Annotated in this window: 14 protein-coding genes and 3 pseudogenes; 8 read left to right on the forward strand and 9 right to left on the reverse strand. The window is 72.4% G+C overall.

Annotated elements, in window-relative coordinates; genetic code table 11:
* Positions 1–74: 74 nt before the first annotated feature.
* Entirely contained in the window at positions 75–872 is a 798-nt protein-coding gene (locus IO33_RS0118450; protein WP_031166206.1) for a methyltransferase, read from the reverse strand.
* A gap of 211 nt (positions 873–1083) precedes the next feature.
* Between IO33_RS0118450 and corA the strand changes: the two genes are divergently transcribed.
* Entirely contained in the window at positions 1084–2211 is a 1128-nt protein-coding gene (corA, locus tag IO33_RS0118455) for a magnesium/cobalt transporter CorA (protein ID WP_031166208.1), read from the forward strand.
* Positions 2212–2242: 31 nt separating this feature from the next.
* Here the strand turns inward: corA and IO33_RS0118460 are convergent, their stop codons facing one another.
* Positions 2243–2875, reverse strand: a complete 633-nt coding sequence (locus tag IO33_RS0118460; protein WP_031166209.1) for a nucleoside/nucleotide kinase family protein — start codon at positions 2873–2875, stop codon at positions 2243–2245.
* Positions 2876–2992: 117 nt separating this feature from the next.
* Between IO33_RS0118460 and IO33_RS0118465 the strand changes: the two genes are divergently transcribed.
* The 3 genes from IO33_RS0118465 to IO33_RS0118475 all read left to right on the forward strand — a co-directional run bounded on the left by IO33_RS0118465 (position 2993) and on the right by IO33_RS0118475 (position 6008).
* Positions 2993–3688 carry a DUF2293 domain-containing protein gene (locus IO33_RS0118465; protein ID WP_037685633.1) on the forward strand — a complete coding sequence of 232 codons (696 nt, stop codon included), beginning with the start codon at positions 2993–2995 and terminating at the stop codon, positions 3686–3688.
* 142 nt (positions 3689–3830) lie between these two features.
* Positions 3831–4310 (forward strand): anthrone oxygenase family protein, encoded by a 480-nt coding sequence (locus IO33_RS0118470; RefSeq protein ID WP_031166215.1) that lies wholly within the window; start codon positions 3831–3833, stop codon positions 4308–4310.
* A 210-nt stretch (positions 4311–4520) separates the two neighbouring features.
* The gene (locus IO33_RS0118475; protein WP_031166217.1) at positions 4521–6008 is read left to right on the forward strand and encodes a glutamate synthase subunit beta; all 1488 of its coding nucleotides are present in this window, start codon (positions 4521–4523) and stop codon (positions 6006–6008) included.
* Positions 6009–6048: 40 nt separating this feature from the next.
* Here IO33_RS0118475 and IO33_RS0118480 read toward each other — a convergent pair whose 3' ends face one another.
* Positions 6049–6567 carry a carboxymuconolactone decarboxylase family protein gene (locus IO33_RS0118480; RefSeq protein WP_031166221.1) on the reverse strand — a complete coding sequence of 173 codons (519 nt, stop codon included), beginning with the start codon at positions 6565–6567 and terminating at the stop codon, positions 6049–6051.
* Between the two features lie 46 nt (positions 6568–6613).
* Here IO33_RS0118480 and pdxR point away from each other — a divergent pair, with 46 nt between their 5' ends.
* Positions 6614–8038: a MocR-like pyridoxine biosynthesis transcription factor PdxR gene (gene pdxR / locus IO33_RS0118485; protein ID WP_031166223.1), complete on the forward strand. Its 1425-nt coding sequence runs from the start codon at positions 6614–6616 to the stop codon at positions 8036–8038.
* Between the two features lie 223 nt (positions 8039–8261).
* Here pdxR and IO33_RS54095 read toward each other — a convergent pair.
* From IO33_RS54095 to IO33_RS0118500, 4 genes and pseudogenes are all read right to left on the reverse strand, one after another.
* Positions 8262–8494 (reverse strand): annotated as a pseudogene (locus IO33_RS54095) (SAM-dependent methyltransferase); the annotation flags it as partial.
* Between the two features lie 2 nt (positions 8495–8496).
* A pseudogene (locus IO33_RS54100) lies at positions 8497–8694 on the reverse strand (SAM-dependent methyltransferase); the annotation flags it as partial.
* Between the two features lie 99 nt (positions 8695–8793).
* Positions 8794–9048 carry a DUF397 domain-containing protein gene (locus tag IO33_RS0118495; RefSeq protein WP_031166225.1) on the reverse strand — a complete coding sequence of 85 codons (255 nt, stop codon included), beginning with the start codon at positions 9046–9048 and terminating at the stop codon, positions 8794–8796.
* Entirely contained in the window at positions 9049–9909 is an 861-nt protein-coding gene (locus tag IO33_RS0118500) for a helix-turn-helix domain-containing protein (RefSeq protein ID WP_031166229.1), read from the reverse strand.
* A gap of 200 nt (positions 9910–10109) precedes the next feature.
* Between IO33_RS0118500 and IO33_RS0118505 the strand changes: the two are divergent.
* The 3 genes and pseudogenes from IO33_RS0118505 to IO33_RS0118515 form a co-directional block, all read left to right on the forward strand.
* Positions 10110–10733, forward strand: a pseudogene (locus IO33_RS0118505) (ATP-binding protein); the annotation flags it as partial.
* A gap of 317 nt (positions 10734–11050) precedes the next feature.
* Positions 11051–11425 (forward strand): hypothetical protein, encoded by a 375-nt coding sequence (locus IO33_RS0118510; protein ID WP_051926861.1) that lies wholly within the window; start codon positions 11051–11053, stop codon positions 11423–11425.
* Positions 11426–11787: 362 nt separating this feature from the next.
* Positions 11788–13713: an ABC transporter ATP-binding protein gene (locus IO33_RS0118515; protein ID WP_031166237.1), complete on the forward strand. Its 1926-nt coding sequence runs from the start codon at positions 11788–11790 to the stop codon at positions 13711–13713.
* A gap of 6 nt (positions 13714–13719) precedes the next feature.
* Here the strand turns inward: IO33_RS0118515 and IO33_RS51230 are convergent, their stop codons facing one another.
* A complete protein-coding gene (locus IO33_RS51230; RefSeq protein WP_167349458.1) occupies positions 13720–13896 on the reverse strand; it encodes a hypothetical protein in 177 nt (58 codons plus the stop codon).
* A gap of 152 nt (positions 13897–14048) precedes the next feature.
* On the reverse strand, positions 14049–14693 hold the full coding sequence (locus IO33_RS0118525; RefSeq protein WP_031166239.1) for a DUF899 domain-containing protein: 645 nt from the start codon (positions 14691–14693) through the stop codon (positions 14049–14051).
* Positions 14694–14788 lie beyond the last annotated feature (95 nt).

The raw sequence follows: 14788 nt of genomic DNA on the forward strand, positions 1-14788 counted from the left end.
TCGCGGGGGCTTCTCTCTCGGATCGGGCCGGCTTCCGGGTGCGTCCGCGACGCCGGCGCGATCTGGAAGAGGACCTAGGCCTCCTTCCTGCCCCACGCCGAGATCATCGGCGCGGTGAGCAGGTCCATGCCGCCGGCCTCGACGTTGGCCAGGTGCTGGTCGATGTCCTCGTCGGTGGCGAGCCCCGCCATGACGAGCCGGTCGCGGATCTGACGGACCGTCGCGGCCTCGAGAGCGGTGCAGGCGGGCGATGTCACCGGAAAGAAGGCGTCGGCCTCCACGCCGTGCAGACCGGCTTCCCGCAGGAGACGCGGGAGTTTACGGCCGTAGGACAGATCCGCGCCGCGTTCGGCGAGCAGCGTGCGGAAGCCCTGGCGCAACCGGTTGGCCAGCTTCTGCTCGGGGCCGCACTCGTCGGGGCAGATCAAGGGCTGCAGAGCGGGGTCGGCGTCCTCCACCAACAGCCGCCCGCCGGGCCGCAGGGCCCGGATCATGGACCTCAACGCCCTTTCCCGGTCCCGGACGTGAACGAGCACGAGCCGGGCGTGGACCAGGTCGAAGCCCTCGCCCGGCGGTTCCTCCACGCCGACGTCATGGACGCGCACCTCCACCGGCGGGCGCGTGCCGGCGGCGAAACGGGAGGTGTCGATGTCGGTCGCGACGACCTTGCCGGCGGGGCCCACCTTCTCGGCGAGCCAGGACACCACGGAGGTGCCGCCGGCCCCGACTTCCCAGCAGCGCCAGCCGGGCCCGATGCCGAACGCCTCGATGTGCCGGAACGTCGTGGGGTCGAAGAGGGCGGCGAAGGCGCCGAAGCGCTGTGCCGCCTCGTTCTGCCGGTTGTCCAGGAGGTATCCGTCGGATGGCGTCATGCCACGATCATCCCAGTCGCCTGGCTTGTCCGACGGCCGGCTTGTCCGGCGGCCGGCGCCGGACAGGCACCGGACGGAGCTTCGTCCACAGGCGGAAACCAAGCGGAACACTCCGTTCCCACAGGCTTACCCGCGCTTTGCCCTCGGCTGGCAGACTTGCCGGGCAGGGCGCGAAAGCGTTGCGTGAGGAGATCCAAGCAAGGAGATCCAGATGTCCATGGCGGGGAATCTGCGGAAGGTCACGGGGCTGAGCAGGGTCGGCGGCCTGCGCAAGGTGGCACGGCTGGCCCGGCGGCGGCCGCGCGTCGACCTCAGTCATCCCGCCAGGTCACCGCTGGGCTCGTCGGTGGTCAACTGCGTGACGTACCAGGACGGCGTGCGCGTGCCGCAGTGCACGGACCTGGTGGATGCCGTGCGGATGGTACGCAAGACCGGTGAGGGGTTCGTCTGGCTCGGACTGCACGAGCCGACGGACCGTGAGTTCGCCGGCATCGCCGAGCTGTTCGACCTGCATCCGCTGGCGGTGGAGGACGCCGTCGAGGCTCATCAGCGCCCCAAGCTGGAGCACTACGGGGACACGCTCTTCACGGTGTTCAAGACCGTCTGCTACGTGGAGCACGAACAGCTGACCGCGACCAGCGAAGTGGTCGACACCGGCGAGATCATGGTGTTCGTCGGTGAGGACTTCGTCATCACGGTACGGCACGGCCGGCACGGCTCACTGGGGCCGCTGCGCGAGGAGTTGGAGGCGCATCCGCTCCAGCTCGCCAAGGGGCCGGCGGCGGTGCTGCACGCGATCGCCGACCACGTCGTCGACGACTACCTGAACGTCACGGACGCGGTGCAGGCCGACATCGACCAGGTCGAGACGGAGGTGTTCTCGGAGAACGGCGCCCGTCTCGACCCCGGCCGCATCTATCAGATGAAGCGTGAGCTGCTGGAGCTGAAGCGGGCCGCGGTACCGCTCGGCCGTCCGGTGGAGGACCTGGCCACCCGGCCCATACGGGTCATCGCCCCCGAGATACAGGCCTACTTCCGGGACGTGCTCGACCATCTGATCCGGGCCAAGGAGCAGATCGCGGCGTTCGACGAGCTGCTCAACTCGATCTTGCAGGCCCACCTCGCGCAGGTGACCGTCGCGCAGAACGAGGACATGCGGAAGATCACGGCCTGGGCCGCGGTGATCGCCGTCCCGACGATGGTGTGCGGGGTGTACGGCATGAATTTCGACCACATGCCGGAGCTTCACTGGCGGTTCGGCTATCCGCTGGTCATGGCCGTCATGGCGGGGGCGTGTCTGGTGCTGTACCGGGGCTTCCGGCGCAACGGCTGGCTCTGAGCCGGGAAGGCCTGCGGCCGGGCCGCCCGGGTCAGCCGCTCCAGGCGGGACGGCGGGGGTCGTCGGCCCGTACGACGACGTCCGCCGTGTGGGCGGGGTCGGTCTCGGACGCGTAGCGCTCGAAGGCGGGGAGCGTCCAGTGGTCGGCCTCGGGGGTGAGGCGGCGCAGGGCACCCGGCGAGAGGAGGAGGTGCACGGTCAGGTCGAAGGGGAACCAGTGGCGCAGCAGAAGGGGGCCGTGGAGCAACAGGATCCCGCCGGGCGGGAGTTGGGCATAGGGGCTGCGGGTGGCCCGGTCGGTGACCGGATCCCACAGGTCGGGCAGGACGCGTCCGCTGCCACCGGGGTCCAGCGGGCCGAAGACCTCGCGCCACAGGGCGCCGGTGTCGAACCACCCTCCGAAGTACGACTCCGCGTCCCGCCGCCCGTGTTCCAGGCGGAGCGAGGCGGGCCGCAGAAAGCCCTCGGCGCCGACCACGAGCGAGGGTCGGCCGCGCACCCTCAGGGCCTGCGCGACCCGCTCGGCGAGGTCGCCGGGCCGGGCGGCCGGGGCCCCGTCGAAGCCGACGCGCGGCCAGGCGCCTCCGTCGGCCGGCTCCAGGCCGGCCAGCCGGTCGGCAAGCAGCTCGGCGAGCCGGTCCCAGGTGATCGCTTCGAGTCGCACGCAGACCATGATGCCGGGTGGCGGGAAGGCGGTGAGGCGGCGGTCCCTGCTGGGAAGGAGAGAGGGAAGGGAGGGAGGCGGTGGGAGGCCCGGGCGGTGACGGGGAATGAACCGCGTATGGCGCTTCCCTCAACTCCCCACTCCCCCGGTCGCCTTGTCGTCATCCAGGCGCTGAAGCCCAAGCGGTGTTCGGCTTGCCGGCGCGGGCCCCTGTCGCTGCTCGTGCTGGAGGACGGTGCCCCGCGCTGCCTGGACTGCGCGGACCTCGGGCACCTGGTGTTCCTGCCGCGCGGGGACACCGCGCTGACCCGCAGGTCGAGGGAGGAGAGCGGGCTGTCGGTCGTGGTGGTGCGGTTCAACCGGCGCAAGAGCCGTTACGAGCGGCAGGGCGTGCTCGTGGAGGAGCCGGCGCTGGCCCGGGCCGAGGCCCGCTGTCTCGCGGACGCCGAGGCGCGGCGCAGACGGCGGGCGCGGGACGCTCGGCGCAGGGCGGTCGAGGACGAGCATTTCGCAGCGGCGTTCGCGGCCGAGATCCTCCGGCTGTTTCCCGGGTGCCCGGCCGACCGCGCGCGAGCCATCGCGGCGCACGCGTCCGCGCGGGGAAGTGGGCGTGTCGGGCGCAGCGCGGCCGGGCGGGCGCTGTCGGAGGGGGCGGTGATCTCGGCGGTGGTGGCGGCCGTACGGCATGTGGACACTCCGTACGACCAGCTGCTGATGAGAGGTGTGGCCCGGTACGAGGCGCGGCGCCGGATCGCCCAGGCCGTGGAGAGTGTGCTGTGGTCCTGGCAGGCCACCGGGACGGGCGTGGGCTGAGCGAATGAAGGGGACGGGCGAGCGGCGCGCGCATGTCGCCGCGCTCCTCGGCCATGGCCGGCGCCGTCGCCCAGGCCTTCACTGGGAGAGGTGGTGATGCCGGAGCCGAACCGGGCGGAACGAGACGAGATGGGGCGTGAAGATGATCGACGGGCCGTTCTTCGTGCTGGTGGTGGCGGGGATTGTCGGCACCGGGCTGACGGCCGGGGTGTTCTGCGCGTTCTCGACCTTCGTGATGCGGGGCCTCGCCGCGTTGCCGCCCGCGCAGGGCGTCGCGGCGATGAACGCGATCAACGGCGCGGCGGTACGGCCGGCCTTCATGACGGTGTTCACCGGCTCGGCGGTGCTGAGCGCGATGATCGCGGTGGTGACGTTCGTGGTGTGGCCGGACGACGGGAGGCTGGAACTGCTGCTGGGCAGCGCGCTGTACCTCGTCGGATCGTTCGGGCTGACGATCGTCGCGAACGTCCCGCGCAACGACAGGCTGGCCCGGCTGACCCCGGGCGCCCCGGAGACCGCCGTGTACTGGCCGGCGTATGTACGCGAGTGGACGTTCTGGAACCACGTCCGGGCCGTCGCGTCCGCCGTGGCCGCCTTGGTCTACGTCCTGGCTCTCACGTGATCTTCGTACGGGCCCGTGGCCCGGCCCGCTCCGGGGCCCTCACCTCCTGATCCACGCTGTCCGCCGCTCTGCGGGGTGGTCGGTGCGGACGTATCGTGGCCGAAAGAGTGCCGATGGAGTGGCGAAAGACTGCCGCAGGACGCCGTCGAACGGCGTACGGCCCGTCGTACACCGGTACCCGCGCGGTACCCGTACGCGAGGAAGACGACCATGGCCGATCCCAAGGGGTTCATGACCACGCCGCGCCAGGAGTGGCCGCGGCGGCCCGTCGAGGAGCGGGCGCGGGACTGGGACGAGGTGTACGTCCCGGGAGCCCTGCTGCCCATCATCAGCAAGCAGGCCGACCGGTGCATGGACTGCGGGATCCCCTTCTGCCACGACGCCTGCCCGCTGGGCAATCTGATCCCGGAGTGGAACGACCTGGTCTCGCGGGAGGACTGGCGTGCGGCGAGCGAGCGTCTGCATGCGACGAACAACTTCCCCGAGTTCACCGGCCGTTTGTGCCCCGCGCCCTGCGAGGCCGGATGTGTGCTGGCGATCAACCAGCCGGCCGTCACCATCAAGAACGTCGAGTGCGCGATCGCGGACCGGGCCTGGGCGGAAGGGTTCGTCCCGGCACGGCCTCCCGAGCGGCTGTCCGGGAAGACGATCGCCGTCATCGGGTCCGGGCCCACCGGACTGGCCGCGGCACAGCAACTGACCCGGGCCGGGCACACGGTCGCCGTGTTCGAGAAGGACGACCGGATCGGCGGTCTGATGCGGTACGGCATCCCCGAGTTCAAGATGGAGAAGCGGCATCTGGAACGGCGTATCGAGCAGATGCGGGCCGAAGGGACCAAGTTCCGCACCTCGATGACCGTAGGGCGCGATGTCGGGGCGGCGGAGCTGCGCGGCCGCTACGACGCCGTCGTCATCGCCACCGGGGCGACCGCGTGGCGGGAACTTCCGGTGCCGGGCCGGGAGTTGAACGGGATACACCAGGCGATGCAGTATCTGCCGCTGGCGAACCGGGTGTGCGAGGGGGATCTGGAGGTCTCCCCGCTGTCCGCGGCCGGCAAGCATGTGGTGATCGTCGGCGGCGGGGACACCGGCGCGGACTGTCTGGGGACCGCGGTGCGCGAGGGGGCCGCGTCCGTGACCCAGCTGGACATCTACGCGCAGCCGGGCGGTGAGCGTGACGAGGACGCCGAGCCGTGGCCGACGTATCCGAAGATCTACCGGCTGTCGGCGGCGCACGAGGAGGCGCGGGATCTGCGTACGGCACCGGCCGCGGACGCGGACGCGCGGCTGTTCGCGGCGTCCACGCTCCACTTCACCGGGGACGACAGCGGGCGGGTGCGGTCGCTGCACCTGGTGGAGGTGGACGAGATGCGGCGCCCGGTGCCGGGCACCGGGCGGGCGCTCCCCGCCGACCTCGTGCTGCTCGCCCTCGGGTTCTCCGGGCCGGACCAGGAGGACGGGCTGATCGGGCAGTTGGGGCTCACGCTCGAACCGCGCGGCACGATCGCGCGGGACGACGGTTTCGCGACCAACGTGCCCGGGGTGTTCGCCGCCGGGGACGCGGCACGCGGGCAGTCGCTCATCGTCTGGGCGATCGCGGAGGGGCGGGCGGTGGCGGCGGCCGTCGACCGCTATCTGATGGGCGGTTCACGGTTGCCCGCGCCGGTCTCTCCGCGGGACCGGCCGATGAGGGTGTAGCCCGGGCCGCGGATTCCCCGCGGCCCTTTCACCGTCCTGGTCAGCCCTTCCTCTCGTCCGTCCCCGCCACCTTGCCCGTCGACAGGGCCACCCGGTTCCACGTGTTGATCGCACAGATCAGGGCGATGACGTGGGCCAGTTCCTCCTGCTCGAAGCGGGCGGCCGCCTCGGCGTAGACGGTGTCGGGGACGCCACCGTCGGCGACCAGGGTCAGCGCCTCCGTGAGCGCCAGGGCGGCCTGCTCCTTCAGGGTGAAGAAGTGCCGGGCCTCCCGCCAGACGGCGACCATGTGCAGCCGGTCCTCGCTCTCGCCGGCCTTGCGGGCGTCGCTGGTGTGCATGTGCAGGCAGTAGGCGCAGTGGTTGAGGTGCGAGGCACGGATCTGGATGAGTTCGACCAGCGCCGGGTCGAGGCCCGCGCGGGCTGCGGCGTCGAAGCCGATGAGGGTCCGGAAGACCTTCGGGGCGGACCGGGCGAAGTCCAGTCGGGTGCGGCCGGCCTCGGCCTCGGTGATCGCGGGCGTGAAGTCGGCTGCGGTGGCTGTCGGGTTCGTCGTCATGGCTTTAACCTACGGGCCTGAAAGACCGGCTGTAGGGTGCATTTCCATGACACAATCGTGGGTCAATTCCGCGCAGCGGATCGGCGCCGACCTGCATCTGGAGCTGTCGGGTCCGGGCGGGCGGCGGGCGGCGCTGACCCGGGCGCTGCGGGAAGCGGTGCGCAGCGGTCGGCTGGCGCCGGGCACCCGGCTGCCGCCGTACCGGTCGCTCGCCGCCGATCTGGGCGTGGCCCGCAACACCGTGGCCGACGCCTACGCGGAGCTGGTCGCGGAGGGCTGGCTGACCGCACGCCAGGGCTCGGGTACCCAGGTGGCCGACCGGGCGGAACCGCTGTGCCGCGCCGAGCGGACGCCCGCGAAGACACCTCCCCCGCGCGCGCGTGGCCCCCGGCATGATCTGCGGCAGGGCACTCCGGACGCCTCGGCGTTCCCGCGAGCCGCCTGGTCGGCCTGCTACCGGCGGGCGCTGGGGGCGGCGCCGAACGAGGCGTTCGGGCCGGGGGACCCGGCCGGGCGCCGGGAGCTGAGGGAGGCGCTGACCGGATATCTGGCACGCGCGCGCGGGGTGCGGACCGAGCCGGACCGGATCGTCGTCTGCTCGGGCTTCGCGCACGCTCTGCGGCTGCTGTTCGGCCAGGGCGCGGGCGGGGTGCTGCGCGGTCCGCTCGGCGTGGAGGCGTACGGGCTGGAGTTCCACCGGGGGCTGCTCGCCACGGCCGGGGTACGGACGGTGCCGCTCCCGCTGGACGAGGACGGCGCACGCGTGGACCTGCTGGAGCGGGAGCGGGCCGTGCTGCTCACTCCGGCACACCAGTTCCCGACCGGCGGCCCCCTGCACCCGGAGCGCCGGGCGGGCGTGATCGACTGGGCACGCGCGCGTGGGGCGGTCGTCCTGGAGGACGACTACGACGGCGAGTTCCGGTACGACCGCAGGCCGGTCGGCGCGCTCCAAGGGCTCGATCCGGAGCGGGTGATCCATCTCGGGTCGGTCAGCAAGAGCCTGTCACCGGCCCTGCGGCTGGGCTGGATGGTCCTGCCGGAGCGGTATGTGGAGCCGGTGCTCGCGGCCAAGGGAGAGCGGGAGGCCTGGGCGAGCGTCCTGGACCAGCTGGCGCTGGCGGAGTTCATCGTCTCCGGGGCGTACGACCGTCATGTGCGGCGCATGCGGCAGCGCTACCGGCGCCGCCGTGACCGGCTCGTCGCCGCGCTCGCCGTGCACGCTCCGCAGGTCGCCGTGACGGGCATCGCGGCCGGGCTGCACGCGGTGCTGCGGCTGCCGCCGGGCACCGAGCGGTCCACGCTGAAGGCCGCCGCGTGGCAGGGCGTCGCTTTGGACGGACTCGCCGCCTTCCGGCACCCGGAGGCCGAGGCGACCGCGGGTGACGGGCTGGTGGTCGGGTATGCGGCCGCCGCCGAACACGCCTACGGCGCGGCGTTGGAGGCGCTGTGCGGGGTGCTGCCTCCCGGGTGAGGAGTGTGGTTCGGAGATCAGAGTCGGCGGCGGTGACGTAAACCTTCGCGGACCGGAGGCCGACGCTCGGCCGGCTTCCGGCAGGACCGGCCGGCCGGAACGGATCCGGCCCACCGGGGGGTAGCGATGACTTGCGACGGAAGGATCCGCTGCCTGCGCACCCGAACCACGGTCACCGTACGCCCCGTGCAGGCGTCGGCGCAGCCGGATTACGGCGCGCGGCCTACCGCTCGCGCGCCACCGGCCCGTACTCGGGAATCACCCCGTCGTCCTGGCCCGGGACCGGTTCTCCCAGGTCGGGGCGCCACTTGTGCACGATCTCGACGCCGGGCGCGACCAGGCCGAGGCCGTCGAAGAAGCGGGCGAACTCCTCGCGGGGGCGCAGGGCGCGGGTGACGCCGGCCACCCTCAGCTTCGCGGTGCGGCCGCCGACTCCTCGGGGGTGAAGCCGGCCGTGGCCAGCGCGTGGCGCGGTGCATGAACGCGCGGTTGACCCGGGCCATCACCGGCACCCGGGGATCGAGGGCCGGCATCTGCCGGCCCATCGCCTCGTCGACGGGGTAGTTGTCCTTGCCGCCGAGACACCAGTCGTACGTCGGCGCGGGATGCGGCGTGCTGGTGTCGATCCCGACGGCGGTCGGGTCCTGCCCTGCCATGCGGCACTCCGTGGACGTCTGGCCGGGCGTGTGGCGTGGTGGGCTTTCAAGTCGGCATCAGGATAAGGAAGTGGAGAATAGAACAGCACACGAGCTGGATCAGGACAGCAGGAAGTCGGCCGCCCCCGCCTTGGCGCCCTCGATGAACGCGGTCATCTCGTCCGCGGTGTAGATGAGCGCCGGGCCGTCCGGGTCGGTGGACTGGCGTACGGCGATCCGGCCGTCGGCCAGCTTCATCGCCTCCAGGCAGTTCCCGCCGTTGCCGCCGCTCCAGGGCTTGTGCCAGCCCTCGCTGCCCAGCTCCCGCGCGGGCATGCCGTTGTAGACGCGCCCGCGCGGCTCGATGCGATCCATTCACAGCTCCTTGCGGAGATCCCGGAGGATCTCCTTCGTGCGTTGTGCCGTAGCGGCCTGCGCCGCCATGCGGTCCATGACCTCCAGGTGGGTCGCCACCTCGGCGCGCGCGTCCAGATAGACGGCGCCGGTCAGGTACTCGCTGTAGACCATGTCCGGCAACTCCGGCATGGCGAACCGGAACAGCACGAAGGGCCCGTACGTCCCCGGGTGGGGTCCGCTCACGAACGGGGCGACCTGGAGCGTCACATGGGGCAGCTTCGTGGCCTCGAGCAACTTGTCGATCTGCGCGCGCATCACCTCCGGACCGCCGGCCTGGCGGCGCAGGGCGGTCTCGTCCATCACCGCCCAGAAACGCGGGGCGTCGGTACGGGTGAGCAGTTGCTGGCGCCGCATGCGCAGGGCGACGTGCCGCTCGATGTCGTCCGGGCTCGTCTGGCCGATGGCTCCGGACCTGAGCACGGCGCGGGCGTAGTCCTCGGTCTGCAGCAGGCCGGGCACGAAGTGCGGTTCATAGGAGCGGATGAGGCTCGCCGCGCCCTCCAGGCTGACGTACATCGAGAACCAGTCGGGCAGGATGTCGCGGAAGCGCTGCCACCAGCCGGGCCTGTTGGCCTCCTCGGCGACCTGGACGAAGAGTTCGGCCTCGTCGTCGGAGACGCCGTAGGCCTTGAGCAGGAGTTGCAGGTACGGGATCTTGAGGGCGACCTCGGCCATCTCCATACGGCGGACGGTGGCGGGCGCGACGCGCAGGACGCGGGCAGCGTCCTCACGTTTCAGTCCGGCGCGTTCCCGCAGGTCCAGCAGGCGCCGGCCGAGGACCACCTGACCCACCGTCGGCGCGGACCGCGGTTCGCTCACGCTCCCACCTCCATCGAAAGCTCCACCGGCCGTTGCGCCGAAATGTTTCCCGACAGCCCTACGGCGCCATTCGAAGATGCATTCGAAGACCGGGCGAGTCTCCGATGCCTCCAATTGGCGCCGCGCGACGTGCTGTTGCGAGCAGTGTGCCACGGCCTCCGACCGAGTCACACAGCACTCTGCAATTTTCAGAGTGACACTTGCCAAGTGTTCACGGCGGGGAGATAGTGGCAAGCGTGATTCCGTCCGCGCCCTTAGGAACAGACGCCGCAGACCGTCCCGGTCTCGGTGCCGCCACGGCAGCCCCTCCCGGGGGCACGGCCGAGCGCCGGTTCCGCTTCGAGCTGGCCGCACATCCGGGTTCCGTCGCCCAGGCGAGGCGTCTGGCACATGCCCGGCTGACCCGCTGGTCGGTGTGCGCGGACACCTGCGACAGCGCGGCTCTGGTCATATCCGAACTGGTCACGAACGCGATCGTGCACACGGCGAGCCGTCGCGTCCTGTGCGAGCTGCATGAACACGCCGACACCGTACGCATAGCCGTACGCGACGAGGGCTGCGCCCCAGGCGAACCCCACCCATCCCCACAGCGGCCCGACGAGGAGCACGGGAGGGGATTGCTTCTCGTCGACGCGCTGTGCCGGGCCTGGGGCGCGCAGGAACACGGGCCCGGACTTCTGGTCTGGGCCGAACTGCCCCGCCGGACCGACGCGGCCGACGGCGCCGCCGATCCGTGCAACGACCTTGGCTGGGGCGCCCGCCCCAAGCCGGGCCGCCCGGACGACTCCGGCGAGGACGACACCCCGGAGGGCCGGCGCCACGCCTCCGGGCACCCCCCGCACCGGGCGACGGGGCAGCAGCACCACGGGATCCCGGAGCGGCAGCACCACGGGCCCCCGGAGCCGCACCGTCACGGGATCCCGGAGCAGCGCCACCCCGCGCCCCCGGAGCCCCGCCGCCACCGGCCCCTGGACCGGCCCCCGCAGCAGCCCGCGCACCGGCCCCCCGAGCAGCACCGCACCGGGGAGCGCCCGTGACCGGCGGCCACGAGGCCGGCCACCGGCATGCCGTCGGCCCGGCCCGGCACCGCGCCACCGCCCCCACGGGGCACACCAGCACCCCGGGCCTCGGTCTCGACACCCTGGTGCGGCTGCAGCGTCGGCGGTCCACGCCGGACACGCCGCATCGGCTGACGGTGCCGGAGGACATGACCGCACCGCTCGGCTGCGACGCCGTGGCCGTGCCCGACCGGCTCGGCCCGCTCGTCGTACCCCGGCTGCCGCGGCTGGGCTGCGTGTACGCCGACGGCGCCCGCTGGTGGTGGATCGTGCCGTCGGACTCGGACTACGCCCTGCCCTGGCCGTCCCCGGCCCACTACGCCCCCGGCGCCCTGGTCGCCGGCGCCGCCCGGCTCATCCACCGCCCGGAGGGCACGGTCCCGTACACCCCGCCGATCCCGCTGTACCTGGCCCTGTGCCGGGTGACGGGGACGGCCCCGGACTGGTCCCGGGCCTAGCCGCCGCGCCTGACCCGCCGTGCCGCCCACTGGGCGTTCCGCTTCATGGGCGACCGCGGATTCACGGGCAGCTCCGGGTTCATGGGCGACCGCGGATTCACGGTTCGGCCCCGGGTTCACGGGCAGCCGCGGTCTGTCCGTCGCCGGTCGCGCCGCTCCTGACGCCCCCTTGACCGGCCCTCGGCCGGGTGACCGCCCCCTCCAGTCTCCCCCGGAAGCCCCGCGCTCCCCCATCACTCCGCCCGTGCTCCACCGCACCGCCCCCTCGCTCCCCCAGGCGCCCTGCCCCCCGCCGGTCCGCCCGGGGATAGTGGCCGTTCGGTGACGCACCGGGGAGGTCGGTCGTGAGGAAGCGGCACGGGATGCCCGAGCCCGCGGTGTCGGAGTCGGAGCGGCTGCTGTTCGGGGGGCCGCTGCGCTACGACGTGGGCTGGAGCGAACACGAGGACGCCGTCCTGAAGCTCGGCTTCCGGACGATGCTGGGCCGGCTGCCCGGCATGCTGGCGTCCGGCCTGCGGCTGGCCCTGCAGGCCGACGCCCGGGCCGCCTGGATCGTCCTGGCCGCCGAGGCGGTCCGCGGTGGCACCCAGGCGGTGAGCCTGCTGGCCGTGAACAGCGCGCTCGGCAGGCTGCTGACCGGCCCGGGCATCGAGCAGCGACTGCGCTCGGCCGCCCCCGCCCTGGTCGCCATGGCCGCCGTGGCCGTCGTGGCGGTACTGCTGCGCGCGGCGTCCACCTACGCCACCGGACGCCTGGAGCCCAAGGTGGAGCGGGTGGCGACCGAGCTGTATCTGGAGCGGGCGGCGAACGTGGAGCTCTCCGCGATCGAGGACCACGCCTTCCACAAACTGCTGGACACCGCCCAGTACGGCGCCGAGTCCGCGCGCCGCATGATCTCCTACGGCACCCGCGTGACGGGCGCGCTGATCTCGCTGATCGCGGCCGCGGGCGTGCTCGCGGTACTGCACCCGCTCCTGCTGCCGCTGCTGGTCACCATGACCCTGCCCAGCGCCTGGGGTGCGCTCACCAACGCGCGGCGCCGCTACGAGTCCTTCCACGTCTGGGTCCAGCACGCGCGCGCCGGCCGGCTGATCAGCCATCTGCTCACCGAGCCCGCCGCCGCCCCCGAGATCCGGGTGCACGGCGTGGGCCCGTTCCTGCTGCGCCATTTCCGGTCCATGTCGGAGACGGCGGAGGCGGAGCAGACCCGGCTGTCCCGGCTCGCCGCCCGTACCGGTCTGATCGCCGCGACCTGGACGGGCCTCGCCACGCTCGCCACCTACGCCACGCTGGGTGCGCTGCTGCTGGCCGGTGCCATGGCCCTGTCGGTGGCCGGTACGGCGCTGATCGCGATCCGTACGGGGGCGGCGAGCCTGGACACGCTGGTGCTGGAGATCAACCAGCTGCACGAGGAGGCCCTCTTCGTGGGGGATCTGCAACGGCTGTACGTGGAGGCGGCCGAGCGGGCCATCCCGGCGGGCGGTGAGGCCCTGCCGGAGGACCCGAAGGAGATCCGCTTCGAGAACGTCACCTTCCGCTATCCGGGCGACTCGGCCCGGCCCGCCCTGGACGACGTCACCCTGACACTGCCGCTCGGCCGGATCATCGCGCTCGTCGGCGAGAACGGCTCGGGGAAGACGACCCTGGTCAAACTGCTCGCCGGGCTGTACACCCCGGACCGGGGCCGGATCCTGTGGGACGGCGTCGACGCGGCGCGGGCCGACCGGCGGCTGCTCGCCGAGCGCATCGCGATGGTGGCGCAGGACTTCAAACGCTGGCCGTTCACCGCCCGGGTGAACGTGGCCGTCGGCCGCTCCTGCGCGTCCATGACCGAGGAGGGCCTGGCCGCGGCGGTCGCCGAGGCGGGCGCCGAGGAGATGGTGGCGGAGCTGCCGCGCGGTCTGGACACCCTGCTGGCCCGTGACTTCAGCGGCGGACACGAACTGTCCGGCGGTCAGTGGCAGCGGCTCGGCATCGCACGGGCGGCGTACCGGCGCGGGCGGGTGCTGATCGTGGACGAGCCGACGGCCGCGCTGGACGCGCGGGCCGAGCTGGAGGTGTTCGAGAAGATCCGGGCGCTGGCGGGCAGCGGGCAGACGGTCGTGCTCATCACCCACCGGCTGGCCTCGGTCCGGCACGCCGACCTGGTGCATGTGCTGGAGCACGGGCGGCTGGTGGAGTCCGGGACCCCGGACGAGCTGCTGGCCAGGGGTGGCGTCTACGCCGAGCTGTACGCGCTGCAGGCGCAGCAGTTCACGGCGCGGGTACCGGCACCGAAGCCGGTCTGAGCACCCTCACTCCGTGTGGTCACCGCCCCGGACGATCACCAGGAACGCGTCCGTCGCGAGGTCCATGACGACTTCCGCCGGCAGTCCTTCCAGACGCCGCGCGTGCGCGAACTCCTCCGCAGGCCAGGATCCCCGCGGACCACCGGCGGGAAAGCGTTCGAGCACGGTTCGCCCGTTCACCATCTCGCACCTCCAGTAGCGTCGTGCTTCTGGGAGTTAACGCCCTGGAGACCGCAATCGCCTCGCTCGGTGACGGGACTGAGACATTACCTACACCCGTCCTGCGCGGGCCGTGAGGATTCGTTCACTTTGTGACACGAACAGCACCGGCTGTGTCAGTAGTCGTACTCGTCGTGAAGGCGGAGCCGGTCGCTGCCGGCGGGACTGCGGCCGAGGGCGGTGAGGTCGAGCAGACCGGCGAGGGTGCCGAGTCCGTCCAGCCCGTCGTCGTACCCCGAGTAGGTGTGGAACACCCGGTCGTGGTCGCGCAGGAAGCAGCTGACGCCGGGGCGGTCGCGCAGGCCTTCGTCCGACTCCACGGTGGCCTCGAAGTCGAGGTTGAAGTCGCCGTGCGCCGAGGAGTACCAGGGCACCGCCCAGCCCATGCGCGCCTTGAACGGCAGGATCCGGGTGAACGGTGCCCTGGAGACGACCGCGAACGAGGTGTTCCGGGCGCGCAGGTGGGCGAGGTGGCCGAGCTGGTCCAGGAAGGCCGAGCAGCACGGGCAGCCGGTCTGGGACTCCGGCGCGAACATGAAGTGGTGGACGACGAGCTGCGCCCGGCCCTCGAAGAGGTCCAGGAGGGTCGCCTTGCCGTCGCCGCCCTCGAAGACGTACTCCGTGTCCACCTCGACCATGGGCAGCCGCCGCCGCTCCGCCCCGAGGACCTCCCGCGCCCGTCTGACCGCCTCCTCCTTGCGCAGCAACTCCTCGCGCGCCGTGCGCCACTGCTCGCGCGAGACGATCTCCGGAAGCGACATGGGCCCTCCTGTCCGACGGTCGGTTCGGGGTGGTGACCGCCGCCGGGAGCGGAACTCATCGCCGCGCACGGAGATTTCCGCGGCGATTTTCCGCC

Source organism: Streptomyces durhamensis, from assembly GCF_000725475.1.
Taxonomy (GTDB): Bacteria; Actinomycetota; Actinomycetes; order Streptomycetales; family Streptomycetaceae; genus Streptomyces; species Streptomyces filipinensis.

Bases quoted from the DNA above. Each gene is read 5' to 3' on its own strand.
- IO33_RS0118475 (WP_031166217.1), top strand. From the start codon at position 4,521: ATGGCCGATCCCAAGGGGTTCATGACCACGCCGCGCCAGGAGTGGCCG.
- IO33_RS0118450 (WP_031166206.1), bottom strand. From the start codon at position 872: ATGACGCCATCCGACGGATACCTCCTGGACAACCGGCAGAACGAGGCG.
- IO33_RS0118525 (WP_031166239.1), bottom strand. From the start codon at position 14,693: ATGTCGCTTCCGGAGATCGTCTCGCGCGAGCAGTGGCGCACGGCGCGC.
- corA (WP_031166208.1), top strand. From the start codon at position 1,084: ATGTCCATGGCGGGGAATCTGCGGAAGGTCACGGGGCTGAGCAGGGTC.
- IO33_RS0118495 (WP_031166225.1), bottom strand. From the start codon at position 9,048: ATGGATCGCATCGAGCCGCGCGGGCGCGTCTACAACGGCATGCCCGCG.
- pdxR (WP_031166223.1), top strand. From the start codon at position 6,614: ATGACACAATCGTGGGTCAATTCCGCGCAGCGGATCGGCGCCGACCTG.
- IO33_RS51230 (WP_167349458.1), bottom strand. From the start codon at position 13,896: ATGGTGAACGGGCGAACCGTGCTCGAACGCTTTCCCGCCGGTGGTCCG.
- IO33_RS0118480 (WP_031166221.1), bottom strand. From the start codon at position 6,567: ATGACGACGAACCCGACAGCCACCGCAGCCGACTTCACGCCCGCGATC.
- IO33_RS0118515 (WP_031166237.1), top strand. From the start codon at position 11,788: ATGCCCGAGCCCGCGGTGTCGGAGTCGGAGCGGCTGCTGTTCGGGGGG.
- IO33_RS0118465 (WP_037685633.1), top strand. From the start codon at position 2,993: ATGGCGCTTCCCTCAACTCCCCACTCCCCCGGTCGCCTTGTCGTCATC.
- IO33_RS0118470 (WP_031166215.1), top strand. From the start codon at position 3,831: ATGATCGACGGGCCGTTCTTCGTGCTGGTGGTGGCGGGGATTGTCGGC.